The organism is Vibrio sp. ED002 (genome assembly GCF_023277445.1).
Taxonomy (GTDB): Bacteria; Pseudomonadota; Gammaproteobacteria; order Enterobacterales; family Vibrionaceae; genus Vibrio; species Vibrio jasicida.
Genome location: NZ_CP080239.1, coordinates 575,174 through 598,894 on the forward strand (window position 1 = coordinate 575,174; position 23,721 = coordinate 598,894).

General features: G+C 43.9%; 20 protein-coding genes. 8 read left to right on the forward strand and 12 right to left on the reverse strand.

Translation table 11 applies throughout. The features are described 5' to 3' along the window. Positions 1–4 precede the first annotated feature (4 nt). The 4 genes from ITG12_RS19380 to ITG12_RS19395 form a co-directional block, all read right to left on the reverse strand. The gene (locus ITG12_RS19380) at positions 5–802 is read right to left on the reverse strand and encodes an amino acid ABC transporter permease (protein ID WP_248874772.1); all 798 of its coding nucleotides are present in this window, start codon (positions 800–802) and stop codon (positions 5–7) included. Between the two features lie 4 nt (positions 803–806). Beyond that, positions 807–1,541: an amino acid ABC transporter ATP-binding protein gene (locus tag ITG12_RS19385; RefSeq protein ID WP_061034759.1), complete on the reverse strand. Its 735-nt coding sequence runs from the start codon at positions 1,539–1,541 to the stop codon at positions 807–809. Between the two features lie 135 nt (positions 1,542–1,676). Then, positions 1,677–2,315 carry a lysoplasmalogenase gene (locus ITG12_RS19390; protein WP_038877952.1) on the reverse strand — a complete coding sequence of 213 codons (639 nt, stop codon included), beginning with the start codon at positions 2,313–2,315 and terminating at the stop codon, positions 1,677–1,679. A 266-nt stretch (positions 2,316–2,581) separates the two neighbouring features. Further along, on the reverse strand, positions 2,582–3,730 hold the full coding sequence (locus ITG12_RS19395) for an iron-containing alcohol dehydrogenase (protein ID WP_038877950.1): 1,149 nt from the start codon (positions 3,728–3,730) through the stop codon (positions 2,582–2,584). Positions 3,731–3,911: 181 nt separating this feature from the next. Here ITG12_RS19395 and ITG12_RS19400 point away from each other — a divergent pair, with 181 nt between their 5' ends. Further along, positions 3,912–4,793, forward strand: coding sequence for an AraC family transcriptional regulator (locus tag ITG12_RS19400; protein WP_038877948.1), 882 nt, complete (start codon positions 3,912–3,914; stop codon positions 4,791–4,793). 278 nt (positions 4,794–5,071) lie between these two features. Then, positions 5,072–8,233: a glycosyl hydrolase family 18 protein gene (locus ITG12_RS19405; RefSeq protein WP_248874774.1), complete on the forward strand. Its 3,162-nt coding sequence runs from the start codon at positions 5,072–5,074 to the stop codon at positions 8,231–8,233. A gap of 89 nt (positions 8,234–8,322) precedes the next feature. Here ITG12_RS19405 and glgC read toward each other — a convergent pair whose 3' ends face one another. The 4 genes from glgC to ITG12_RS19425 all read right to left on the reverse strand — a co-directional run bounded on the left by glgC (position 8,323) and on the right by ITG12_RS19425 (position 13,787). Next, positions 8,323–9,579, reverse strand: coding sequence for a glucose-1-phosphate adenylyltransferase (glgC, locus tag ITG12_RS19410; RefSeq protein WP_152436642.1), 1,257 nt, complete (start codon positions 9,577–9,579; stop codon positions 8,323–8,325). 313 nt (positions 9,580–9,892) lie between these two features. Continuing rightward, the gene (locus ITG12_RS19415) at positions 9,893–11,641 is read right to left on the reverse strand and encodes a formate--tetrahydrofolate ligase (protein WP_038877944.1); all 1,749 of its coding nucleotides are present in this window, start codon (positions 11,639–11,641) and stop codon (positions 9,893–9,895) included. Between the two features lie 237 nt (positions 11,642–11,878). Continuing rightward, positions 11,879–13,183 carry an inosine/guanosine kinase gene (locus ITG12_RS19420; RefSeq protein WP_038877942.1) on the reverse strand — a complete coding sequence of 435 codons (1,305 nt, stop codon included), beginning with the start codon at positions 13,181–13,183 and terminating at the stop codon, positions 11,879–11,881. Positions 13,184–13,313: 130 nt separating this feature from the next. Beyond that, positions 13,314–13,787, reverse strand: coding sequence for a CreA family protein (locus tag ITG12_RS19425; protein ID WP_038870808.1), 474 nt, complete (start codon positions 13,785–13,787; stop codon positions 13,314–13,316). Positions 13,788–13,999: 212 nt separating this feature from the next. Between ITG12_RS19425 and ITG12_RS19430 the strand changes: the two genes are divergently transcribed. The 3 genes from ITG12_RS19430 (at position 14,000) to ITG12_RS19440 (ending at position 17,241) form a co-directional block, all read left to right on the forward strand. Beyond that, on the forward strand, positions 14,000–14,509 hold the full coding sequence (locus tag ITG12_RS19430; protein WP_038870806.1) for a hypothetical protein: 510 nt from the start codon (positions 14,000–14,002) through the stop codon (positions 14,507–14,509). A gap of 71 nt (positions 14,510–14,580) precedes the next feature. Beyond that, positions 14,581–16,335 carry an HD domain-containing phosphohydrolase gene (locus ITG12_RS19435; RefSeq protein WP_039976774.1) on the forward strand — a complete coding sequence of 585 codons (1,755 nt, stop codon included), beginning with the start codon at positions 14,581–14,583 and terminating at the stop codon, positions 16,333–16,335. A 237-nt stretch (positions 16,336–16,572) separates the two neighbouring features. Next, positions 16,573–17,241, forward strand: a complete 669-nt coding sequence (locus ITG12_RS19440; RefSeq protein WP_038877938.1) for an HAD-IA family hydrolase — start codon at positions 16,573–16,575, stop codon at positions 17,239–17,241. Here the strand turns inward: ITG12_RS19440 and ITG12_RS27810 are convergent. Beyond that, on the reverse strand, positions 17,238–17,453 hold the full coding sequence (locus tag ITG12_RS27810) for a hypothetical protein (protein WP_095760689.1): 216 nt from the start codon (positions 17,451–17,453) through the stop codon (positions 17,238–17,240). The two genes, ITG12_RS19440 and ITG12_RS27810, sit on opposite strands and share 4 nt — an antisense overlap. Before the next feature lie 270 nt (positions 17,454–17,723). Beyond that, positions 17,724–19,154, reverse strand: coding sequence for a methyl-accepting chemotaxis protein (locus tag ITG12_RS19445; protein ID WP_038870800.1), 1,431 nt, complete (start codon positions 19,152–19,154; stop codon positions 17,724–17,726). Positions 19,155–19,759: 605 nt separating this feature from the next. Here ITG12_RS19445 and ITG12_RS19450 point away from each other — a divergent pair. Together ITG12_RS19450 and ITG12_RS19455 are read left to right on the forward strand one after the other, a co-directional pair. Next, complete coding sequence (locus ITG12_RS19450) at positions 19,760–20,356, forward strand: ACP phosphodiesterase (RefSeq protein ID WP_038877936.1); 597 nt, start codon at positions 19,760–19,762, stop codon at positions 20,354–20,356. 75 nt (positions 20,357–20,431) lie between these two features. Beyond that, positions 20,432–21,688 (forward strand): DEAD/DEAH box helicase, encoded by a 1,257-nt coding sequence (locus ITG12_RS19455; RefSeq protein ID WP_038870796.1) that lies wholly within the window; start codon positions 20,432–20,434, stop codon positions 21,686–21,688. Positions 21,689–21,719: 31 nt separating this feature from the next. Here the strand turns inward: ITG12_RS19455 and ITG12_RS19460 are convergent, their stop codons facing one another. Further along, positions 21,720–22,508, reverse strand: coding sequence for an EAL domain-containing protein (locus ITG12_RS19460; protein ID WP_038870795.1), 789 nt, complete (start codon positions 22,506–22,508; stop codon positions 21,720–21,722). Between the two features lie 194 nt (positions 22,509–22,702). Further along, positions 22,703–23,335: a hypothetical protein gene (locus ITG12_RS19465; RefSeq protein WP_038870794.1), complete on the reverse strand. Its 633-nt coding sequence runs from the start codon at positions 23,333–23,335 to the stop codon at positions 22,703–22,705. 130 nt (positions 23,336–23,465) lie between these two features. Between ITG12_RS19465 and ITG12_RS19470 the strand changes: the two genes are divergently transcribed. Further along, complete coding sequence (locus ITG12_RS19470) at positions 23,466–23,708, forward strand: DUF2164 domain-containing protein (protein WP_038877932.1); 243 nt, start codon at positions 23,466–23,468, stop codon at positions 23,706–23,708. Positions 23,709–23,721 lie beyond the last annotated feature (13 nt).

Sequence of the window (23,721 nt, forward strand, 5' to 3'; positions counted from 1 at the left end):
CTCCTTATAATTTGCGCCAACTGGCTCCTAGTTTGTGTTCTAGCCAAGCGGATAGGCCAGAAAGTGATAGTGTAAGAGCAAGGTAGATTGCTGCTACGCTAAACCAGATTTCAAACGGCATGGCCGTTTCCGATACGATGTTTCTCGCTTCGGTCGTTAAGTCAAAGATTGCCATGACGCTGACAATTGAAGAGTTTTTAATAAGAGAAACCACTTCATTCGTCAAAGGTGGCAAGGTGCGTTGCAACACTTGCGGAAGTATGACGTCTTTGTAGGCGAAGAAAGGCGATAAACCTAATGTCTTCGCAGCTTCAAACTGACCTTTTGGAATGCTGTTTAAGCCAGCACGGAAGATCTCGGCGGTATAGGCTCCTTGGAATAAAGACAATGCGAGGACTGCGGTGCTGAATCTATCCAAGCCAATGACAGGACCAAAGACGAAGTAGAGTAGATAAATCTGTACCAGTAGCGGCGTATTACGAATAAGTTCGACATACGTCGTTCCAATCGCATTACCAACTTTGGAATCGCTAAGCCTTAATAGCGCAGTCACCAATCCAATCACTAAAGTGAAGAATAGACTAATCGCAGAAATCTTTAGCGTGACGATAAGTCCTTCGATTAATTCTGCCGGCCACCACTCACCATCTTCGTAGAAGGCGATATAGTCAGGTACACGCTCCCACTGCCATTGATACCCCATTGCTTGAGCACCAGAATCTAATACCCATGCGATAGCGATGAGAAGGATAGTGATTTGTAGTAACGCTTGAAGGACAGGTTTGAAGATTCTATAGACCATGTATTTAGTAACTCAGAATCTGATTTAAGAATGCCTGCGTCCGAGGGTGCTGCGGTGTCTCAAAAAGTGCCACAGGGGAGTTCATCTCGATGATTTCACCTTCATCCATAAAGACCACTCGATTGGCGACCTTTTTGGCGAATCCCATTTCGTGCGTTACACAAATCATGGTCATGCCACTTTGTGCTAACTCTACCATCACGTCCAACACTTCGTTGATCATTTCAGGATCGAGCGCCGAAGTCGGCTCGTCAAATAGCAGTAAATCTGGTTCCATACAGAGCGAGCGTGCGATAGCCACACGCTGCTGCTGACCACCAGACAGTTGAATTGGGTATTTGTTGGCTTGTTCTTCGATGTTAACGCGCTTGAGATAATGAATTGCACGTTTTTCCGCTTCTTGCTTAGAAAGCTTTAGCGTGCGGATAGGGGCAAGAGTGAGGTTTTCTAACACCGTGAGATGTGGAAACAGGTGAAAGTGCTGAAATACCATGCCGACTTTACCCGGTTTTTGTGCTTTAGAATTGGCAGGTTGTTCGAAGACGCTGAGCTCACCTTCTTGGATGGATTCTAAGTGGTTGATGCAACGGATTAGCGTGGATTTTCCTGAGCCAGAAGGGCCGCAAACAACAACGATTTCACCGGTATGTACTGAAAAATTAATGTCTTTGAGGGCGTGATATTCACCATACCACTTGTTTACGCCGCTGAACTCAACAACGATATTTTTCTCTTTCAAGGCTGCCAACTTTTAGAATAAATTTCTTTCTACAATAACAAGTTATTAACCGTATTGCACCTGTTAATCAAGCATAAACTGTCCAACTGGTGAGCAAATAACTCGTGATAAAACTAATCAACAATATAGTCAGTTTTAGAGAAAACGGATCACAATTGCGAAGACAGACATCGTGATAAGAAACTGTGCAGAGTAGTAGGTTGTCATCACCACTTGGCGCGAAAATACCGATGTACTGCCAAATCGTTCGAAGGCAAGGACAACTCCGGACATAGTGAAGATGAAACTGCCGAGAACCGCGAAGGCCGATGATTGGGTCTTTCCACTGGCGTAGTACTCCATCGCCATCCATAGCATTGTCATCAAAACAAAGATATAGCTAGCTACCGACCACTTTTCTTTCCCCAAATCGGGTTTAAAGAAGAAATAGGCACAGACGCCTACGCCAAATACGGCAAATGGCAACCAAGGTGTGAAGTGCCATGCTGCCATATTGATGAAGCCCAAAGCGTAACTAATTTGGGCAAGACAAAACAGTTTAATGCCCGCAACAAATTTGTCTTTTGGGTGCATTAAGATTAGGTCACCCATGAGTGACAATGAGAGACCGCCAATGATCCACTGGGTGTAGGGGAGGTGGCTTGCCGGAGACAGCATTAGCATCCCAATCATTGCTGTGATGGGTAGCGGTTTGGTCAAAAAGAATAACCACTTAGGGCCAGTCTTGATACTGATGATATGTATGAGCGCGCAAGCTACGACAATCAGCCACATACGAATAACTCTTGAATAGACGACTAAACGCTCATCTTTTTATGAGCAAGCTAAAAAATGACACTTCGAATAGTAAGCACTTGGTTTGTTTTGGTCATCGGCTTACATAACAACATCGAACCATCGCTTATTTGTTAGTTTTCTAGCAGAAAAGTTCAATATTTATCGAGTTGTCAATGTTGCGCTAAATTAACATAAAAAAACGGCATTGTGTCCGTGTAGACACAATGCCGTCAAAAAAGGCAGTAATTTAATAGATCGAGTCGTTATGCAACGGCAAGTTCTAGAATTTTACGGCTGTTTTCTAGGTCGATTGCTTGGTTTTCGCCAAGAACCGTCATGCCGTGTTTGTTCAGTTGATCAATCACAGCATCGATAGCTGCTTGACGGTCATCACCGTAACCTTCAAGTTGAGTCGCGACTTCTAGCTGGTGGTAGAAAGCTTCAATCGATTGGATTGTGCGTTCTGCCAAATCTTCACCTTCTGCTAAGCCAAATACGTTACGACCCATTTGCTCAAGCTTAGGACGTTTGAATTCCATTTGGTTACGAAGTAGAGATGGTTGAATGATCGCTAGTGAACGAGCGTGGTCTACGTGCCATAGTGCAGTCAGCTCGTGGCCAATCATATGCGTTGCCCAATCTTGAGGAACGCCGCTACCGATTAGACCGTTCAATGCTTGGTTTGCTGTCCACATTAGGTTCGCACGCCATTGGTCGTTATCACGTTCTGCGAATTGATCACCCAATACTTTTAGGTTTTTAAGTAGCGCTTCTGCGTAACCGTCTTGAACCATTGCGCCAGTTGGCAGCGTTAGGTATTGCTCACATACGTGTACCCATGCATCAACTAGGCCGTTGATAAGCTGACGCTCTGGTAGAGTTTTCATTACGTCTGGGTCAAGCACAGCAAATTTTGGCTGAACAGCAGGCGCTAGAAATGCCAATTTGTCTTGGGTTTCTTTCTTAGTGATTACTGCGCCCATGTTTGACTCAGAACCTGTTGCAGGCAAAGTAAGAATCGCAGCAAGCGGCGTTGCTTCTGTTACTTGATGTTTGCCTACCATGATGTCCCAACCGTCACCGTCGTACTTAGCCGCTGCTGCAACATATTTAGAACCATCAATTACGGAGCCACCACCAACAGCAAGAATAAAATCAACATTCTGCTCTTTAACGGTCGCTACCGCTTTATCCAAGGTTTCTTTCGTTGGGTTTGGCTCTACGCCAGAGAATTCAAGCCACTCGCGACCTTCAAGTGCTTGTGCAACTTGGTCGTACACGCCGTTCTTTTTAATAGAACCGCCACCGTAGATAACCAGTACTTTTTGGTCTGCAGGGATTGCATCTTTGATTGCGGCAATTTGGCCTTGGCCAAAGAAGATTTTAGTAGGGTTGACGTATGAAAAGTTCATTATTAGACCTCTTGCTTCCAATGTGAGGATGGTTAATACATGCATATTAGTATGCGTTAATGGCGCTGAGTAGACCGATTTCTGCAAATTTATTGCCTATTTCTACAAATATACCGTTCTTGTGCTGGAACTGTAATCGGAACTCCAAGTATAGTGCGTGCATAACTATTGGAGTGACAAGATGAAGACACTTGCTGAGATCATGCAGCAGTACGCCACTAAATATGGTTTAGATGATTTAGAAGGCATTAAAGAAACCGCCATTGATGGTGTGTGGTTTTATCGCAGTAGCAAAGGCAATAATCGTCAACCTTTTGTTTATCAATCAGGGATTATTGTTTTAGGGCAAGGTTACAAGAATATTCATATTGGCCAAACGCCAGTACGTTATGGCCCTGACGATTATTTGGTTGTAGGGGTGCCTATGCCACTTGAGTGCGAAGCAATTTCTGTTAACGACGAGCCTTTGTTGGGTATTTCCATTGATATTTCTCCCGCCATGCTTCAAAAGTTGGTCAAAAAACTGGAGTCGCAACACTTTAGTAATACTTGTGAGGACGCTGCTCGTTGTGGGTTGAAATCGGTTCGTATGAACGATCTAATGCTGGATGCGTGCAAACGTCTAATGACGGCATTGTGCAACGATCTTGAAGTCGCAATGCTTGGCGACATGCTTCTAGAAGAGATCGTCTACCGTACTTTGGTGAGTGAATCCGGCCATGTTCTTTTTGAGCTCGCACATCAAGAGGGGTCGTATGCGAGGGTTGCAAAAGCATTAAACCGCGTTCATCAGGAATACCATGAACAACTCAATGTACAAACGTTGGCTGAAGAGGCGAACATGAGTGTATCCGCGTTTCACCAAGCGTTCAGGAGTGTGACTTTGGAGTCACCGTTGCAATACATCAAAAAGGTGCGTTTGAATAAAGCTCGTGAATTGATTCAGCTTGAAGGAAGAAGAGTGAATGACGCCGCGAGACAAGTGGGCTATAGCAGTCCTTCTCAGTTTAGTCGTGAGTACAAGCGGCACTTTAACGAAACGCCAAGATCAACAAAGGCTTAGTGATCTATATTTCAAAATTAGGACTTTTTTTGTGTTTTTTAATTATTTGCGATCGATATATTTATTTGAGTAATAAAATTAGTTATCGGTGCAAAATAAGATGTCATTCGTTGCAAGGTTTTAGTGGATTCTTGAGAGGTGTTGCTGAAAATCTATAAATTCTTAGTGTGAAACTCTGTACTTGTACTTAAGTTATTTTACGTCGAAACAAAAGTAATGATGCGCAGTATTTAAAGCGTATTTTGTATTGTACTAACAATAACTTAAGGAAGAGCAATATGCACCTTAGAAACGGGAAAGCAGTAAAGAGTGTATTTACACTCAGTACGTTAACTGCATCTTGTCTAATGGCCTTCAACAGCTATGCAGCCGTTGATTGTACGCCGTTAGCGGCTTGGGATTCGTCAAAGGTTTACAACGGCGGTGACCAAGTTCAACACGAAAACAGCGCATACAAAGCGCGCTACTGGACGCAAAACAACAACCCTGCACAGTCCGGTCAATGGGGGGAGTGGGAAAACCTTGGCGCTTGTGATGGTGGCCCAATTGACCCACCAGTGAATGAAGTTCCGACAGTTTCATTAACTTCACCTTCTGCGTCGGCTTCAATTACAGCAGGTGATGTTGTTACTCTTGCTGCGGATGCGGCAGATACGGATGGAACCATCAGTAAAGTTGAATTCTTTGTTGATGGCGCTCTAGTGGGTACGTCAACTGCAGCACCTTTCACAGCATCATGGACGGCGACTGAAGGCGCGCATGAATTCTCAACGAAAGCTTACGATGATAAAAACGCAGTGAGTGCTGCAAGTGCTGTAACCCTCACTGTTAATGCCGGTCAGCCTGGTAATGAAGCACCAACCGTTGACGTAGCGCTCTCTGCAACGACTGTGGATCTTGGTGGTACGGTAACGGTGACTGCAAATGCAGCTGATGCTGACGGTGCGGTTGCGAAAGTGGAATTCTTCGCAGCAGGTACGCTGATTGGTACAGCAACTGCTGCTCCTTATTCGGTTGACTTTACTGCAGCAACGGCAGGCAACATCTCAATTTACGCGAAAGCGACAGACGATGCTGGTGCGACTACAGACTCTTCTCTTGTATCGTTAGTGGTTAATGGCGGTGCGGTTACTTCAAACTGTCGTCCAGATGGTCTGTATCAAACGGCAGGTGTCGACGTTCCTTACTGTACTATTTACGATGAAGATGGTCGTGAATTAATGGGTACAGATCACCCGCGTCGTGTTATCGGTTACTTCACAAGCTGGCGTAGTGGGGATGACCCGCAAGCTGCATACTTAGTGAAAGACATTCCTTGGGATCAGCTAACACACATTAATTACGCGTTCGTGAGCATTGGCTCAGACGGTAAAGTGAATGTGGGCGATGTAACAGATCCAACTAACCCAGCAACAGGTAAAACATGGCCAGGTGTTGAAGTTGACCCAGCACTGGGCTTTAAAGGTCACTTCGGTGCACTTGCAACTTATAAGCAAAAACACGATGTTAAGACGCTAATTTCAATTGGTGGTTGGGCTGAAACCGGCGGTCACTTCGGTGCTGATGGTAATCGTGTTGCTGACGGTGGTTTCTACACCATGACGACCAATGCTGATGGCTCTATCAACCATGCTGGTATCGAGAAGTTTGCAACGTCTGCCGTTGAAATGATGCGTACCTACAAGTTTGACGGTCTAGATATCGACTACGAGTACCCAACGTCAATGGCGGGTGCTGGTAACCCTTACGATAAAGACTTCATGGAACCACGTCGTGCTTACTTATGGGCATCTTACCAAGAGCTGATGAAAGTTCTACGTGAGAAACTAGATGCGGCTTCTTCGCAAGACGGCATCCACTACATGCTAACAATCGCGGCGCCTTCTTCTGGTTACTTACTGCGCGGTATGGAAACGTTCGACGTTACTAAGTACCTCGATTACGTAAACATCATGACCTACGACTTGCACGGTGCTTGGAATGATCACGTTGGTCACAACGCTGCCTTGTACGACACTGGTAAAGATTCTGAGTTGGCACAGTGGAACGTATACGGCACGGCGGCATACGGTGGTATCGGTTACTTGAATACTGACTGGGCGTATCACTACTTCCGTGGTTCTATGCCAGCAGGTCGAATTAACATCGGTGTTCCTTACTACACTCGTGGTTGGCAAGGTGTAACAGGTGGTGATAATGGCCTATGGGGCCGAGCAGCACTTCCTAACCAATCTGAATGTGCTCCTGGCACTGGTGAAGGTGAGAAGAACAATTGTGGTCACGGCGCTATCGGTATCGATAACATGTGGCATGACACTGACCCTAAAGGCAACGAAATGGGTGCAGGTTCTAACCCAATGTGGCATGCGAAGAACCTAGAGAAAGGTATTTGGGGTTCTTACGCTCAAGCTTACGGCCTAGACCCTGTGAACGATCCAACGGACAAGTTTGTTGGTTCTTACACTCGTCACTATGATGATGTTGCGGTTGCACCATGGCTATGGAATGCTGAGAAGAGCGTTTTCCTATCGACAGAAGATAAAGCGTCTGTACAAGTGAAAGCGGACTACGTTATCGACAAAGAAATCGGTGGCATTATGTTCTGGGAACTGGCAGGTGACTACAACTGTTATGTACTAGACGCAAATGGCAACCGTACTGCAATCGACGCTACAGAACAGGCTTGTGCGGCGGGCAATGGTGAGTACCACATGGGTAACACTATGACTAAAGCGATTTACGACAAGTTTAAGTCTGCAACGCCTTACGGTAACAAGATCGCAACTGGTGCAATCCCAACCGAAGCAGTAGACATTGCAGTGAGTGTTGGTGGTTTCAAAGTTGGTGACCAAAACTACCCAATCAACCCTAAGATCACGTTCACCAACAACACGGGTCAAGCTATCCCTGGTGGTACGGAATTCCAATTCGATATTCCTGTATCTGCTCCGGATAACGCGAAAGATCAGTCTGGCGGCGGTCTAAGTGTGATTGCTTCTGGCCATACTCGTGCGAACAACATTGGTGGTTTGGATGGTGTAATGCACCGCGTATCTTTCTCGCTACCAGCATGGAAAGACCTACCTGCGGGCGGCACTTACGAGCTTGATATGGTTTACTACTTACCAATCTCTGGCCCAGCTAACTATACGGTGATTTCTGGCGGTAAAGAGTTTGCGTTTAAGTTTGAGCAACCAGACCTACCAATTGGTGACCTAAACTCTGGTACTGGCGGCGGCGGTGGTACTGAGCCGGGTACTTGTGACACTGCGGGTCTAGTTACTTACCCTGATCTTCCACAAACAGATTGGCAAGGTAACCCAAGCCACGCTAACCAAGGTGATAAAGTGATTCACAATGGTGTGGTGTACCAAGCAAATTGGTGGACAGCATCTGAGCCGGGTAGCGATGGTAGCTGGGCGACAGTATGTAACATCTAATCCGTTTTAATCGGTTATGGAAAAGCGCGCGATGTAAAGCGCGCGCTTTTTATTATGGGAGATAAATAGTGTTACCAATGGCGAGTCAGTTAGAATTCATACCCCTCAGGGATAACCACGATGCCTTTTTCCGATACGTGGAATCGCTTTGCATCCTCGATCTTGTTCATACCGATTTGAGTGTGTGGTGGGATGCAAACATGTTTATCGATGATACAACTTACCAGCTGACAACCTTCACCAACTTCGACATCGTCAAAGATAATACTGTCGACTACGGTCGCGCTATCATGGATACGCACATTCGATGCAATAACCGAGTGCTGAACTGAACCGCCTGAGTTGATTACGCCGTTTGCAATGATGGAGTTAATGAAAATACCTTCATTGCCAGTAGCAGAAGAAACGGTTCGTGCTGGTGGAAATTGAGCTTCATAGGTTCGAATGGCCCAATTGGGTTGGTACAAGTTCATCGGTGGAACGGGTTCTAACAAATCCATATTTGCTTCATAGAAAGAGTCAATCGTACCCACGTCGCGCCAATAGCAGTCTTTGTCAACCCGGCCTTTGCTGCCACAAAATTTGTACGCGTAAACCGACTCGGTATCAATGAGCTTAGGAATGATATCTTTACCAAAATCGTGGTTCGACTCTTCGAGTTGCGAGTCTTGTTCGAGAGCGTCTTGCAATGCATCCATATTGAAGATGTAAATTCCCATCGATGCGAGACTCTGTGTCGGATCATCAGGCAGAGTAGGTGGGCTCTCTGGTTTCTCGATGAAAGACTGCACCAAACCACTTTCATTTGTTCCCATCACACCAAAAGCGGTTGCTTCTTCTACAGGAACATCCATACAAGCTACAGTTAGTTTTGCTCCGTTCGATTTATGCTCTTCGAGCATTGCCGCGTAGTCCATTCGATAGATATGGTCACCGGATAGAACGACAACGTACTTGGCATCATTACGGTCGAGAAGCCACATGTTGTGGTAAATAGCGTCCGCAGTGCCTTCGTACCATGCACCACCTTTGCGCATTTGGGGTGGGACAGCGGTAATGTACTCACCAAGTTCGGGATTAAAAACGGACCATCCATCTCTTAAGTGTTTTTGTAATGAATGGGATTTGTATTGAGTGAGAACTAATATCTTTCTTAAACCTGAATGAAGACAATTAGTTAGCGTAAAGTCGATGATTCGGTATTTTCCTCCAAAGGGGACCGCAGGTTTTGCCCTATCATCGGTCAATGGACTGAGTCGAGAACCCATTCCTCCAGCTAAAATTACGGCGAGTGCATCTTGCATAATATTCCCTTTCCCTTGTTCTTCGTGTCCTGAAGCAGCGATAAGCCTGAGGAGTTAGCCAACTGCTTGCGTGCTTATATTTGACGTTATGTAATGCTACATAACGCATTACAAGATTCGAGCCACAGAATTTTTCTAATAGAATCAATGCGCTTTGAACAAAATGGAAGATTGGTTGCACTACATTAGGGAGTTAAGGAATATACCGTGCACTATATTGGTGAAAGGGAGGTGTGGAAGTAGGACCTTGGTGTTGGTTTACACTGTAAAGCTATTTAAAAACAGAGGATTAAGAGGAATAAATGGAAAAATAGGAGTGTTGAACACTCCCATTCTATTTTTAAATTCGCATACCTTAAGACAGGCCGATAATATTGCCTTGATCATCAAGGTCCAAATTCATAAATGCTGGTTTATCTGGTAAGCCTGGCATGGTCATAACATTACCTGAAAGCGCATAAACAAAGCCAGCGCCTGCGCACAAACGCAGTTCTCGAATTGGTACGCTAAAGCCATTTGGTGCCCCTTTAATGGCAGAGTCGGTTGTGATCGACAATGGTGTCTTAGCAATACAGACCGCTAGGTTATCAAAGCCGAGCGCTTCAAAGTGTGCTAATTGTTTTTTCGCTTGCTCGCTCATGTCGATAGTTGACGCCCCATAACCCGCTTCACACACTGCCATCAATTTTTCTTTTAGAGGCTGCTCTGGCGTGTAAAGGGGACGGAATGATGAGGGCTGCTCACAGGCTTCGACAACATGTTGTGCCAACTCAATCGTGCCTTCACCCCCTTGGCCAAATGCCGTGCTCACGGCCACTTTTACATCCGGATTGAAACGTTTAACCAATGATTTCAACTCATTAAGTTCTTCTAACGAATCTTGAGGGAATTGGTTAATAGCGACGACCGCAGGAATACCATATTTATGGACATTGTTAATATGCCATTTTAGGTTTTCAAATCCTGCTTCTAATGCGGCTTGGTCAGGGTTAAAGATTGAATCCGGAATCGCCATACCTGGGCGAAGATCATAATGACCCGAATTGGCTTTTAGGCCCCGGAGTGTTGCTACGATTACCACACAGTCCGGGGCTCGATTCGCTGCCGAAGCTTTAATATTGCACGCTTTCTCGAAACCCATATCAGAACCAAAACCCGCCTCAGTGACAACGTAACTAGAAAGTTTTAATGCAATTTGATCGGCAATGATAGAGGAGTTGCCATGGGCTATGTTGGCAAAAGGGCCTGCGTGAATCAACGTAGGTACACCTTCCAACGTTTGCATGAGTGTTGGGGCAATGGTGTCTTTTAGTGTGACAGCCATAGCTCCTGCGACTTGTAGATCTTCCGTCGTAATCGGTTTGCCTTCTAAGTTGTAAGCGACAACAATCCGACCTATACGCTGGCGTAAGTCGTTTAAATCTTTTGCAAGCGCGAGTATCGCCATCAGCTCTGAAGCGGCAGAGATATCAAACCCTTCATCACGCTCAAAGCCGTTAATGGTTTTACCTTCTTCGTTCAGACCAATTTTCACCATACGCAGTGCGCGATCGTTATGGTCCATAACACGTTTCCACGTGATACGCTCAACGTCGATTTTAAGCGCAGTTAAACCCGTTCGTGCTTCAAATGCCTCATAGCCTTCTCGTTGTTCATGGTAAAGACGTGCATCCAATGCTGCAGAAGCAAGGTTGTGTGCTGCGGTAACAGCATGAATATCGCCTGTGAGATGAAGATTTAGTTCGTCCATAGGGGCGACTTGAGAGTAACCACCGCCAGCTGCACCACCTTTGACTCCAAAGACTGGCCCCATTGAAGGTTGGCGAATGCATGCCATGACCGATTGGTTAATCTTGGAAAGGCCTTGTGATAAACCAATAGTGGTAACGGTTTTACCTTCACCAAGAGGGGTGGGCGTGATTGCAGTAACCAATACCAATTTACCGTCTTGATTTGTATGAAGGCGTTGAAGGCACTGAGGGTAAACTTTGGCTTTATATTTTCCGTGTGTATCAAATTCGTGCGGTAAAAGGCCTGCGTTTGCGGCAACGGTAGCGATGGAAGATAACGGTGTGTTTCGGCAAATTTCAATATCAGACTGCATGGATACTCCAAAAAAATGGCTAACACGTAGCGAGCAACATTAGCCATCTGAGCTGCGGCCTTGTTGTTGCGCAAACGTTTGCGCGAGAATAATACTGGTAAAAAATAAGGTGTAAAGCAGTTCGTGCGCCTTAGCGTGCTACATCATAACAAAAACCACTAATTACTGCGCTAGATCAAAACAAAAAGGCCACCAAATGGTGACCTTCGCATATTTATTGCTCTAAGTACTTGGTTCTTATCGATCCCAGTAGGTCTCTTCTAGACTATCTTCGCGTTCTGGTAGCGCACGTGATAGACGAGGTGAGTGTTGTGTCAGTACTTCGTAGCTTACGCGGTTTGCGTATTTACAAATTTGCGACAGAGAAGAGTAGGTTAGGCAACGTACTTCGTGTTTCTCTGAGTTTGGCACTTCTTTATTGTGGAATGAGTTAGCTGCCATGTCGTGCAACAGTGCAGAGAGCGCAGCGTCGCCAGCTCCATTCGTGTTTTTAATCTCAAGCGGGCCGCCAAGGTATGGACCAATGTGAGAGTACACTTTCATTGGATTCTGGCAGTCGTCTTTACGCATTGCACGGCTAAACTCAAACCTGTTGAAGTCTTCAATTGAGCCTTCGAGAATATCGTGAGTGGTTTCACGCTTCACTTTTTCATCCGTGTAGCCAGCCATGTAAAGGCCATCTGGACCAGCAGTGCAAAGAACAAGGTCCACCCATTCCAGAGCTTTGTTTGCAGCAGCAAGCGGATCATTCTCACCTGTTAACGCTGCTCCTTCTTCTTCATTCATTGCGACAACTGATACGTTCTCGCGAATGTACTCTTGCCACCATTTAGCATTACCTTCGATAACGTATTTAGTGCCTAAAGTCAGTACCACAGGGACTTCGTGTTTCTTTGCAAACTCGATAGCGCGTTGAACGGCTTGCGGCATCTGGTCTTCTTCTTTACCACGCATTAGGTAAGAAGAAACCACAAGAGCAGAAGCTTTGGTAAATACTTCTTCCGGGATGCTCTCTGGAGAGAGCTTGTTCATATGACCTTCATTGATTGCGAACGTACGTTCACCATCTTGAGTGATCAGTGTGTAACAGCGACCAATCGGACCATCTACGGTTTGTAGGTGGTTCAAGTTCATACGAGAAGAGGTACGGCATAAGTAGCGGTATGCGAATGAACCTACTTGGATGTTTTTAGACATCACACCAAGAAGTACGGATTTACTGTCTGCAAGTACCGAGTAGTTGTGAAGCGTGTTGCCGATTGTGTCACCAGGGTATTGGTGCGTAATCAGGCCTTGTTCAACGAGCTCTTCGTACAGTGCATCAGCTTTACTCTCTTCAAGAACGAGAGAGTGACCTTTACTTAGGTTATATTTTTCTAAAAACGCATCATCTACACGCGCTTCGATATCTACGATGGTTTGACCAACACCGACAACCGTTGGACGGTACAATTTAGGTGCTTGTCGAATTTGGTTTACTAATGGATCTCGAGCGTGAGTTGGGAAGTAGTGTTTAGATTTTCGCTGACCAGGAAACTTCATGCTTGTTCTTGAGTGAGAAAAAAAGAGGCGGGATTGTATCACAAAATTTTGAAAATCGTTCCGTTTTATTGCAAAGAAATTTGCCCGCTGAAAAATTCAACGGGCTGCTGTTTTTACAAACAATTTAGACTTAATTTGTCGGATTTACCGTCGGTTCTACATACGCTTTTGTTCCATAAAGAGGGACAGTAGACAGGCTGTGTTTGAAGCTGCCTTCTGTTTCTTTGGTCGTGTAAGACAAGTAAAGCAATGTTTGGTTTTCTGGATCGTAGATACGACGTACTTTCATGGTTTTGAAGAAGATACTCTTTGACTTTTTAAAGACCACCTCACCCGATTTGCTCTTGTCAATTTTTGCAATCATCTCTGGTGTGATATCGCCTGTTTGACGACATGAGATGGAGCTGTCACTTGGATCAGACAAGCTTAGGTTTGCTTCAATAGAGGCAATATGACAAGTCACACCGGTAACGACCTCATCTTGAAGATGACCGATCTTGATATCTTTCATTGTGAACATGCCCAGTGAAACATCCCCAACTTCGTTATCGCTACATCCAGCTAATACCGTCACCAAACCCAAAGCAAGCAAGCTCTTTTTCATTTTTTCATCCCTTAAATAGGCAAATTTATCGAATCAATTTATCAGACGTACGCAGTTAAAACAAAATTTGGCGTTACCTCAGGAGTTTAGCTAGGTTTGTAAGAGGCTTCATGCTAATGTACCGTTCCATAACGGGTGACGCCTATATTTCTAATCAAAGTCCCGTCTTTACTCGCTGCCAATGTATAGCGTGTAGCTCTGAAGGTAATAAAATGAACGAACAACAGTTAGAAAGTATTCAACGTAAAAATGCATGGCTACATGACTTGGTCGAGGTCGAGTTTCCAACTAAGGAAAGCTTAGAAGGACGAGCGACTTACTTTCGTGCTCTTGAGACGCAAGAATACCAAGTTATGGGTAAATCAGAGTTACTCGATAGTGATAACGCGTTAGGCAAAGACGATATTTTCCTTGTTGATTTTCATCGACTTACTGTGATGTTTTCTATTCTTCAGTCACAACGTTGGGCGGATAAGCACGACCAAGAAATGATCATTGAGTACCTGACTCAAATCATTCTGACCCCGGATTTTGAACTGTATGTTGGCTTCAAAGAGGGTGAAGCTGTGGGAGCGGCGATTGTTAGCCAACATGAGGAAAATACCCTCATCTCTGATATCGCTGTTTCTCAAAAGTTAGATAAATCAGACTTTATCGCGGATTTAGCAAAAAAATTGAACGACGATCAAAAGTTGTATGAAACAATAATAGTAGAAAATTGATCAATGTCGTGCTCAGTTAAGAGTTCGACATTTAGTATGTGCAACATCATTTCTTCTCGGCTGGGTATCACATGGTTAAGCGTTTGACGCGTTTATTGGCTCTTTTATTGTGCCTAGGGACGGCTGCAGTCAATGCTGACGAAACTGATTGGGAAATCAAACGAGTACTGGTTTTACATTCTTATGAACCGTCCTATCAATGGACGAGTGATATTCAAAATGGCATCGAAGAAGGTTTCGAACAGACCAACAGCGAAGTTAAACTGTCTATTGAATATCTTGATGCTAAACGTATTCACTCCGATGGCTATTTTCAAAGGATGGCCAACTACCTACAGCTGAAATATCAAGACTACGAATTTGATGGTGTCATCATCTCTGATGACGCTGCCTTGCAATTCGCCAAGAAATATTTACCTAACGCTGAACGTTCAACGCCTTTAGTGGCGGTCGGTATCAACGATACTTCGGCAAACTTAGATACCTTGAGTTCTGCCGGAAGTGTGCTCTATGAGCAAGACCGTGTTGTCGAGAACATTAAGTTAATCAATCAAGTACGCCCACAAATCAAAAACTTGTATTACTTAGCTGATCGAAGCATGACCTCTGAATTAATTCACCAACGTGTTGTTGAAGAAATGCAGAAGTACCCACAGATAAATCTGATTGAGCTGCGTGATGAAACACTCGCTGAAGCTTCAAGCATGTTGGCAAAGGTAAGCCCAAATGATGCAGTTTTATTGACGCACTATAATACCGAAGCTGAGCACGGACATTACCACTCATATCAAGAAGTCGCGCATGTTATTGGCTCAAAAAGTGGAGCGCCAGTATTTGTGTTGTGGGAAATGTACTTGGAAGAACCCGGAATATTAGGTGGCTTTGTCAATCGCTCTAAGCAATATGGATATGAAGCCGCAGAATTGATGTCAGGTAAACTTGGTTTGTCGATAACAAAGGTGGATGATGAGCTTATCTCTGAAGCAGTGCTCGATTTCGTTGCTATTCAAAAATACGGCATCAGCCGCTTCGATATACCGAGAACGGCCCACATCATTAACGCGCCACCACCAGCAATTCAAGTCAACGTAAAGCTATTGCTGTTCGCCTGCGCCCTCATTATTTTGTTGTTTATGGTGATTGTCAGTCAGTTTATGACGATACGCCAACGTAAAGAAATTGATCGCAAAAATCGTAAGATAGTGACGTTGCAAAAACGTACCTTAAGCGTTCAAAAAGAAATGATTCACGTGCTTGGTGAAGCGATTGAATCCCGCTCGGGTGAGACCGGGCAGCATGTTAAACGTGTCGCGAGGTTATCCGCGACATTGGCTGAGTTCTGCGGTTTGAGTCATCGTGAAGTCGAGATGATTGAAATTATAAGCCCAATGCACGATGTGGGTAAGATTGCGGTGCCTGAATCTATTTTAGATAAACAGGGCAAATTATCCCCCCAAGAATGGGAGGTGATGAAGCGACATACTGTGAAAGGTTATGAGCTGCTAAATAACCGCGAAGGTGAACTGACTAAACTTGCCGCTATCATCGCCTATGAGCACCATGAACGGTGGGATGGTACTGGCTACCCAAATGGATTGAAAGGTGAGGACATCCATCTATTTGCACGTATCGTTGCTATCGCAGATGTGTTTGATGCATTGCTGAGTGAACGTTGTTACAAGCGCGCTTGGACAATCGATGAGGTGGTAGAGTTATTTAAACGTGAGCAAGGTAAGCATTTTGACCCCGCGTTGTGTCAGTTAGTTCTCGATAATCTTGACGACTTTATAGAGGTTCGTTACTTATTCCCAGATAACGAGGTGTAAGCAAGCCATACCTACCGAGTGAAGTTTCATATTTCTTCAATTTGGATCTTCATTCGGTGATCTTGCTTAGAAAATCGTTAATTCCTCTTTCTCATTTCCACGAAATGCCAACTCAGTCGTTTAAACATTTTTAAACTTATCTATCATGAAGAAACATATTTAGTACCAATAAATAAGTCAATAAGATCAAATAAATTGGTTATTAGTGTTTTTTATTATTTAGCGTCGGGGGAAGTCATGGCTATTAACAATATTAAGTGTGTCATTTTTGATTGCGATGGCACGCTCGTGGATAGTGAGCGTCTGTGTTGCCAAGCCTTGGTTAATGTTTTTAGCCAGTATGGGGCAGAGATGACTTTTGATGAGTGTGTTGAACATTTTAAGGGCGGTAAACTGGCCGATATTCTACGCGATGCTAAGGTTCTGATGAATATTAACGTATCGATTGATGTGCTAGAGCCACAATATCGTACTGAGTTGCAAAAACTGTTTGTTCGTCACCTACAACCAATGGATGGCGCTAAAAAACTGATTCAGTTTCTCGATGAGCACAATATTGAGTATTGCGTTGCTTCAAATGGCCCGAAAGATAAGATTGAGTACGCCTTAGAGCTCACAGGGTTGTTGGGGGCATTTAAGGGGAAAGTCTTTTCCGCTTTTGATGCAAACAGTTGGAAGCCAGAACCTGATTTGATCATGTACAGCGCAATGAGCATGGGATTTTTACCAAGTGATTGCCTGTACATCGACGACACACCAAAAGGCGTTGAAGCCGGATTGAATGCGGGTATCAAGACCGTTCAGCTGTATAACGGTGCTGCTGTAAATCTCGTCGACGATGAGCGAGTCATTCGTATTCAGCACCTTGATGAACTAAAAGAGCAGCTCTTAGGCTGCTCCGTTTAGTGACATACGTTACTCAAACTGTGGATATGCTTGAATTTAGTTTGTAATAGTGGTGTTTGATGTAAGCATTGGATGGAAGAGAAGTTTTTAGTGTGAAACCCGCAAGAAGCACATGTGAATTTCTCACCATCTGATGAAATCATATATTCATCGCATTGGCAGAGCGGACACTGAAGATCTTCAGCGTTGTGAGCTTTGTTGTAATTATTCATATTATTCACCAGCAGCAAAATTGATTGGCAAGATCTAGAATAGCTGAACGCCTATCCTTTGAACATTCTTTCATCAAATACAGAAGATTATTTCGATTCACTTCAAACTAAATTATATCGGTGCTTTCTTTAAACTCAATTTAATTAAGTTCTCCCACTTTTGATACGAAAAAGAAATGACGAAACTTAGTGGTAATAATGAATAGATAACGTAATAAACAAGAAAAAGGGCTTCCAATTGGAAGCCCTTGTCGTAGGAAGCGGTTTGCTCTAAGCGGTACGATAACGCTTTAGTATTTCACCTAAAGAGTTTGATGCTTTGGTCAGATTGGTGACTCCCGATGTTGATTGCTCGGCGACTTCTCTGATGGTGTTTGATTGGGAGCGGATATCGGCCAGCTCGGAGGCAATGTCATTTGCGACAGCACTTTGCTCTTCCGCTGAAGTCGATATTTGAATACTCATGTCCATTAATGAGCGGGCCGAACTCGCAATTGAAGCTACATCGCCACCTATCTCATCAATCAAATGACTGCTTGTTTGTGCTTGTTGAACGGTACGGTTGGTGATCGAGGCAATGTTTTGGCTTTCCGTTTGTAGTTTTTCAATCATCGATTGAATCTCAACGGTGGCTTGTTGTGTTCGACTTGCAAGCGTACGTACTTCATCGGCTACCACTGCAAAACCACGGCCTTGTTCACCAGCACGGGCAGCTTCAATTGCTGCGTTTAAAGCGAGTAGGTTGGTTTGTTCAGAAATGGCATTGATTGTGGTAATCACTTCGTTAATTTGAGTGGTGTTTTCATTGAGGCTTCCAACTGAAGCAGACGCCTGCTCAATATAGTTTGATAATGTCTCAATTTCAGATATGACACTCTGAACACGGATACGACTCGTCTCAATTTGTTGTGTATCTTGATCGGACTGCATCATCGCTTGTTGAGAGATATTCGATACTTCTTTTGCGGATGCTGTCATTTCTTCCATTGCCGTCGCAACAGAATCAAGCGTTTGATATTGGTGCGTAATCTGTGTCTCACTCCGACGCATGTCTTTTTCGAAGGCCGTTGAAGTCTCGCTCAATGTGTGTGCGTTGTTTTTTACGTTGTTGACTAGGTCAGTCAACGTATCCATCGATTTATCGAGTGCGCAGCCGATTGTGCCAAACTCGTCTCGGCCAGGATGAAAACCAAGACGTGAAGTTAGATCGCCATCGCCGATTTTCTCAGTCGTCGTATACAGTACCCACAGTGCGCCGCCGATAAAGGTTGCGACCCAATACGAAAACAAACCAAATGGGACAATCCATAACATGCTAAGAAGGAAAGTTGTTAAAGCGTCTGTTTTAGCTTGTTTATATTGGTTAGATAAGTTTTGCGTTAACTGAATCGCTTGTCCGGATTCGAGTTGAGAGTATACCGTTACCGTACCATTATTGAATTTTGGGTTGTTTTGAGCGCTGACGTTTACCAACCCGCCTATATTACGCAAATTTTCGGGTTGGGCTTGCACCACACCAGAAATTGTCGCTTGTGCAGAAGCAATCGAGCGTTGCTCAAATGCCTGTATGTCATTGAAATATCGGCTTCCTGCCACTGAAGTTAGAGCTCCCAGAAACAGGAGGAAAATGGCCCACATTTTGTCGTTGATAGACATTTTAATGAATAGCTTATCTATCGTTCTAAACTCTACTTCTCTCATTTGTTACTCCATTTGAGATGAAAAGGATGGTGTACAAGTTATGCGACTATCGAAACAAAATATGCGATAGGAATCAGCAAAATATGTAACAGTCAGTTGATGTATTTCAAAATATGAGATCTAAATTCACAATAAACGGTTTGTCGTATCTTTTAATGACAGAAATATTGATTAACCATGACAATGAGCCTTTGTGTTTATGGAGTCAGTTGGGCGGAGGGGGTTATAGAAGAGAACAATCGATGCAAACGTTTACTTATGATTCCTGTCATAGCTTTCTAAATCTTTACTTCTCGCTGTCATGAATGTGTCATATAAAGTGTATAAAAAGGAGTTGCTGTCATCGATGAAGAAAAGAAATGACAGTGAAGATTGAAGCGGGTTGCTTCAGGAGATGTAAAACAAAGGAGGTCACAATGAGCGACCAATACCAAAACGACGAATGCCTAGAGTTGCTAGATGCACTTGAAATCGGTATTAACTTGTCGGAATACGTAGGCTCAGAAGACGAAGCCGAATAAGTACAATTAGTACTCTCACCGCGTCACAACAGACGTTATAATAAGTTCATGTAAGACGAGCCAAAAGGCCACTCACAGCGTCTAATGAACTTTCTAGCCCACCTGCATATTGCACAACATTGTAATAGCCATTTAATGGGAAACTTGCTTGGAGATTTCGTAAAGGGAGATCCAAGCAAGCAGTATCAAACTGACATTTCCAATGGCATTAAACTCCATCGCTTTGTTGACCGCATCACAGATCATCACCCCATAGTAGAAGAATGTAAGCCGCACTTTACTGGTGTCGCCCGTCGTTTTGCGCCTATTGCGCTTGATATGTTTTGGGATCATTGTTTGGCCAAACATTGGGACAGTTTTTCTTCTGAATCGTTAGATTCGTTTGTCCACAAAGCTTTCAAACAAGTCGATAACCAAATCACAGATTCATTGCCATCAAGGTTTTTACTGATACATAACCGAATGTGGAGTGGTGGGTGGTTACAATCTTATCGCCAATTGGAAAACATAGAGTTTGCGTTATATCGAATGTCTCAACGTACGCCTCGTATGGCGGATCTCACCACAACGTTTGAAGTATTGGATAAAGAGTATTCAACGTTAGAAGCAAAGTTTCCTGCGCTTTATCAAGATGTTCTGAGTGAATCGCGAGAATTCTACCAACAACTGATCAATTCATAGATTGGCAGAGTCTAAAGGTAGTCGGACTATCAAGGCTCTGGTAAACTCTGCGCTCCAAAAATTATGAGGTTTATCATGTCCGTTAATTTCGCTGATCTTGGCATTGAACAACATTTGGTGGAGACGTTAACTGGTTTAAATATCGTTACTCCAACACCTGTGCAGGAAAAATCTATCCCGCATGTCTTGGCCGGAAAAGATCTACTTGCTGCAGCTCAAACAGGCACAGGTAAAACCGCCGCATTTGGTTTGCCAATTATCCAAGCCGTGCAGCAAAAGAAACTGAACGGAACACCTCAAGCTCTGATTTTGGTGCCGACGCGTGAACTTGCTCAACAGGTTTTCGATAATCTAACGCAATACGCTACCAACACTGAGCTCCGCATCGTTTGTGTCTATGGTGGCACAAGCATTGGCGTACAAAAGAATAAGCTTGAAGAAGGAGCTGATATTCTTATCGCGACTCCTGGACGCTTACTTGATCACTTGTTTAACGGCAATGTAAACATTTCAAAAACGGGAATACTTGTCCTTGATGAAGCCGACCGTATGCTAGACATGGGCTTCTGGCCAGATCTGCAACGTATTCTTCGTCGCTTACCTGAGAGCAAACAGTTCATGCTATTCTCTGCGACATTTGAAAAACGCATTAAAACCATTGCTTATAAATTGATGGATGAACCCGTTGAAGTCGAAGTGTCTCCACCAAATACGACTGCCGAAACGGTAAAGCAAATGGTGTACCCAGTTGATAAGAAGCGCAAGCGTGAACTATTGGCGTATTTGATTGGATCTCGTAACTGGCAACAAGTGTTGGTATTCACTAAAACCAAACAAGGTAGTGACGAACTGGCGAAAGAGCTTAAGTTGGATGGTATCAAAGCTGTGTCGATTAATGGTGACAAGTCGCAAGGTGCTCGTCAGCGTGCACTTGATGAGTTTAAATCAGGCAAAGTTCGCGCTTTGATTGCAACTGACGTCGCCGCCCGTGGCTTGGATATCCAGCAACTAGAACAAGTAGTGAACTTTGATATGCCTTTCAAAGCTGAAGATTATGTTCACCGAATTGGTCGTACTGGCCGAGCTGGTAAATCTGGTTTAGCTGTGTCTTTGATGAGCCGAGATGAAGAGTATTTGTTGCACGCTATTGAGAATTTGCTCGATCAACGTTTACCACAAGAATGGTTAGAAGGTTTCGAGCCGAGTCTAGTTGAAGAAGTGGAACCTGAAAACAATAATGGTGGTGGCCGACGTAAGAGCCGTTCATCAGAAAAACGTAAACTAAAAGCGAAATTAGCGATTCATAAAAATCGTGGTAAAAACCGCCGATAGAAAAGGTGATGGCGTCTATCAGTAACTCTGATTACGCCGTCTTAGCTTCTTGGTAGGCTTCAAGGGGTTGAGGCATCGCCAATAAGTAACCTTGATACATATCGAAACCGAGTTTTTTCATTAAGTTAAGTTGATGCTCGGTTTCAATTCCTTCAATAACGGTTTTTGAACGAATATCTTTTGCGAGATTGAGTGCTTCCATCAAGCAAGAAAAGTCCCCATTTTCATATCTGAGTAAAAGTGACCGGTCAATTTTAATAATATTCGGTTTTACGCATCGAACTCGCTCAATGGTAGAAGCGTCAATTCCGTAATCATCAATCGCCAGAAGATAACCATTGTTGCTCAACTCCTTCGTGGCTTTATATAAGAAAGCTTCATCACTGGCGTCTAATTCCACCAATTCCATGACGATCTGCTCCCGCCTTAAATCAGCTTCAATAATCGCTTGTTTGAGTAGATTGCTGTATGAAACATCTTTTGCCAACATTTCCGCGGCTTTAGGCAGAACATTCAAAAACAGCTTCTTATTACAAAACTTTGATTGACCAAAGTTACTGATGTGAATGAGACGGCTGAGACGTTCAACATTGATTTGGTCTTGGGCGGGGATAGTGTTTGAATGGAAGAACTGATCAGGTCTGATCATTAATCCTTCTTGGTTACTAATTCTAACCAATGCTTCGAGACCGATGATGGAAAGATCTTGTTTATAGATAGGCTGAAACACACTACGCAACGTGAGTTGATTGTATTGTGCTATGTACTGCCCATCGGGTTGCTTCGATATGCAGCCAAGCAGCTGCGAAATACTCATCATTATTGTTGTAACCTAGACCAATGCTCTTTACTGATGCTTAACTGATTGTTGTGCATCTAGTTTTACTTCAGTAGTTTGAATCTAAGCGGGGGCTTGCTCCAAGGCAAGAGAGTTAGCACTCGATAAACAGAAATATCGACCAGCATCAAACAAATGGATGAACAGGCTGATAATCTACCCGTTGCAATTTGATACTACCACTGTAATACCGCATAAAGTTGGAGGTATTTTCTGACCAATTGTTGTTTGTTTGAACGACGCAAAGGGTGGCCAAATTTAATGTAGCAAGGGCTAATCCCAAACCTACCATCCAAAGAATTGCTCAACTGCGATTCGCTCGTAAAGAGCGTGATTCCTTGCTCGGTATATTCATTAATTGGCTCAGGAAGTTCACCCATCCACCAGTGTAAAAGTTCTCGACTGGTTTTACTGCGGCTAATCCAATGGTCACTGACCAAAAACAACAAATCATTGGGTTGTAGCGCATACCCATATTCACTTTGCCATTCGGTAATAGAGGAGAGCAGGTTTTCTCGGCAAGAATTTCCTGCGCTCACCATATGGTGGCTTAGTACCCAAACCGTACCCATTTCAGAAGAAATACGATAATGATGAGGTAAATCTGGTGCATCGAGCACTTCGATTGGTTTAATGACACTGCTATAGCCAAAATGGCGGAAGGTGTGTTCCATACGTCTTGCAAACGCGAGTCCAAGGTGATGTTCACTCATGCCTTGGTTATGCACCGCAGGATAATGCTTCTCACAGAGTTTGAGACAATCGTCCTGAAAATCATTGACACTTTGGATGACTAAGTCGAGTAGCAAAGAATATCCCTTAACGGTTAACAAAATGAACGGCGAAAGGTTAGCATAGTCCTTTTAGGATAGACTAATTTGGAGAGGCAACTTCTTGATCTAAACATCAATTTTGAGAATGGAACAGTATAGGTAGAACATGATCAAACTAGAAAGAGCACAAAAAGAAGCGTTAGCTTGCGCAATTCAAGATTATATGCAGGATGAATTGAGTGTGGAAATCGGCCAATTCGACAGTGAGTTTTTAATCGACTTCGTAACAGAAAAGCTTGCTCCGATTTATTACAACAAAGGAATTGAGGATGCGAAGTCAGTGATTGAAAGACGCATGCTAGAAATGACCGATGAGTTGTATGAAATTGAGCAAGAAGTTGATATCTAAGTGTCAGTTTTTT

Excerpts from the sequence above, each read along its gene's own strand:
- ITG12_RS19430 (WP_038870806.1), top strand. The coding sequence starts at position 14,000 with ATGAACGAACAACAGTTAGAAAGTATTCAACGTAAAAATGCATGGCTA.
- ITG12_RS19435 (WP_039976774.1), top strand. The coding sequence starts at position 14,581 with ATGGTTAAGCGTTTGACGCGTTTATTGGCTCTTTTATTGTGCCTAGGG.
- ITG12_RS19470 (WP_038877932.1), top strand. The coding sequence starts at position 23,466 with ATGATCAAACTAGAAAGAGCACAAAAAGAAGCGTTAGCTTGCGCAATT.
- ITG12_RS19400 (WP_038877948.1), top strand. The coding sequence starts at position 3,912 with ATGAAGACACTTGCTGAGATCATGCAGCAGTACGCCACTAAATATGGT.
- ITG12_RS19445 (WP_038870800.1), bottom strand. The coding sequence starts at position 19,154 with ATGAGAGAAGTAGAGTTTAGAACGATAGATAAGCTATTCATTAAAATG.
- ITG12_RS19450 (WP_038877936.1), top strand. The coding sequence starts at position 19,760 with ATGAACTTTCTAGCCCACCTGCATATTGCACAACATTGTAATAGCCAT.
- ITG12_RS19455 (WP_038870796.1), top strand. The coding sequence starts at position 20,432 with ATGTCCGTTAATTTCGCTGATCTTGGCATTGAACAACATTTGGTGGAG.
- ITG12_RS19460 (WP_038870795.1), bottom strand. The coding sequence starts at position 22,508 with ATGATGAGTATTTCGCAGCTGCTTGGCTGCATATCGAAGCAACCCGAT.
- ITG12_RS27810 (WP_095760689.1), bottom strand. The coding sequence starts at position 17,453 with ATGAATAATTACAACAAAGCTCACAACGCTGAAGATCTTCAGTGTCCG.
- ITG12_RS19420 (WP_038877942.1), bottom strand. The coding sequence starts at position 13,183 with ATGAAGTTTCCTGGTCAGCGAAAATCTAAACACTACTTCCCAACTCAC.
- ITG12_RS19380 (WP_248874772.1), bottom strand. The coding sequence starts at position 802 with ATGGTCTATAGAATCTTCAAACCTGTCCTTCAAGCGTTACTACAAATC.
- ITG12_RS19425 (WP_038870808.1), bottom strand. The coding sequence starts at position 13,787 with ATGAAAAAGAGCTTGCTTGCTTTGGGTTTGGTGACGGTATTAGCTGGA.
- ITG12_RS19440 (WP_038877938.1), top strand. The coding sequence starts at position 16,573 with ATGGCTATTAACAATATTAAGTGTGTCATTTTTGATTGCGATGGCACG.
- ITG12_RS19390 (WP_038877952.1), bottom strand. The coding sequence starts at position 2,315 with ATGTGGCTGATTGTCGTAGCTTGCGCGCTCATACATATCATCAGTATC.
- ITG12_RS19405 (WP_248874774.1), top strand. The coding sequence starts at position 5,072 with ATGCACCTTAGAAACGGGAAAGCAGTAAAGAGTGTATTTACACTCAGT.
- ITG12_RS19395 (WP_038877950.1), bottom strand. The coding sequence starts at position 3,730 with ATGAACTTTTCATACGTCAACCCTACTAAAATCTTCTTTGGCCAAGGC.
- ITG12_RS19415 (WP_038877944.1), bottom strand. The coding sequence starts at position 11,641 with ATGCAGTCTGATATTGAAATTTGCCGAAACACACCGTTATCTTCCATC.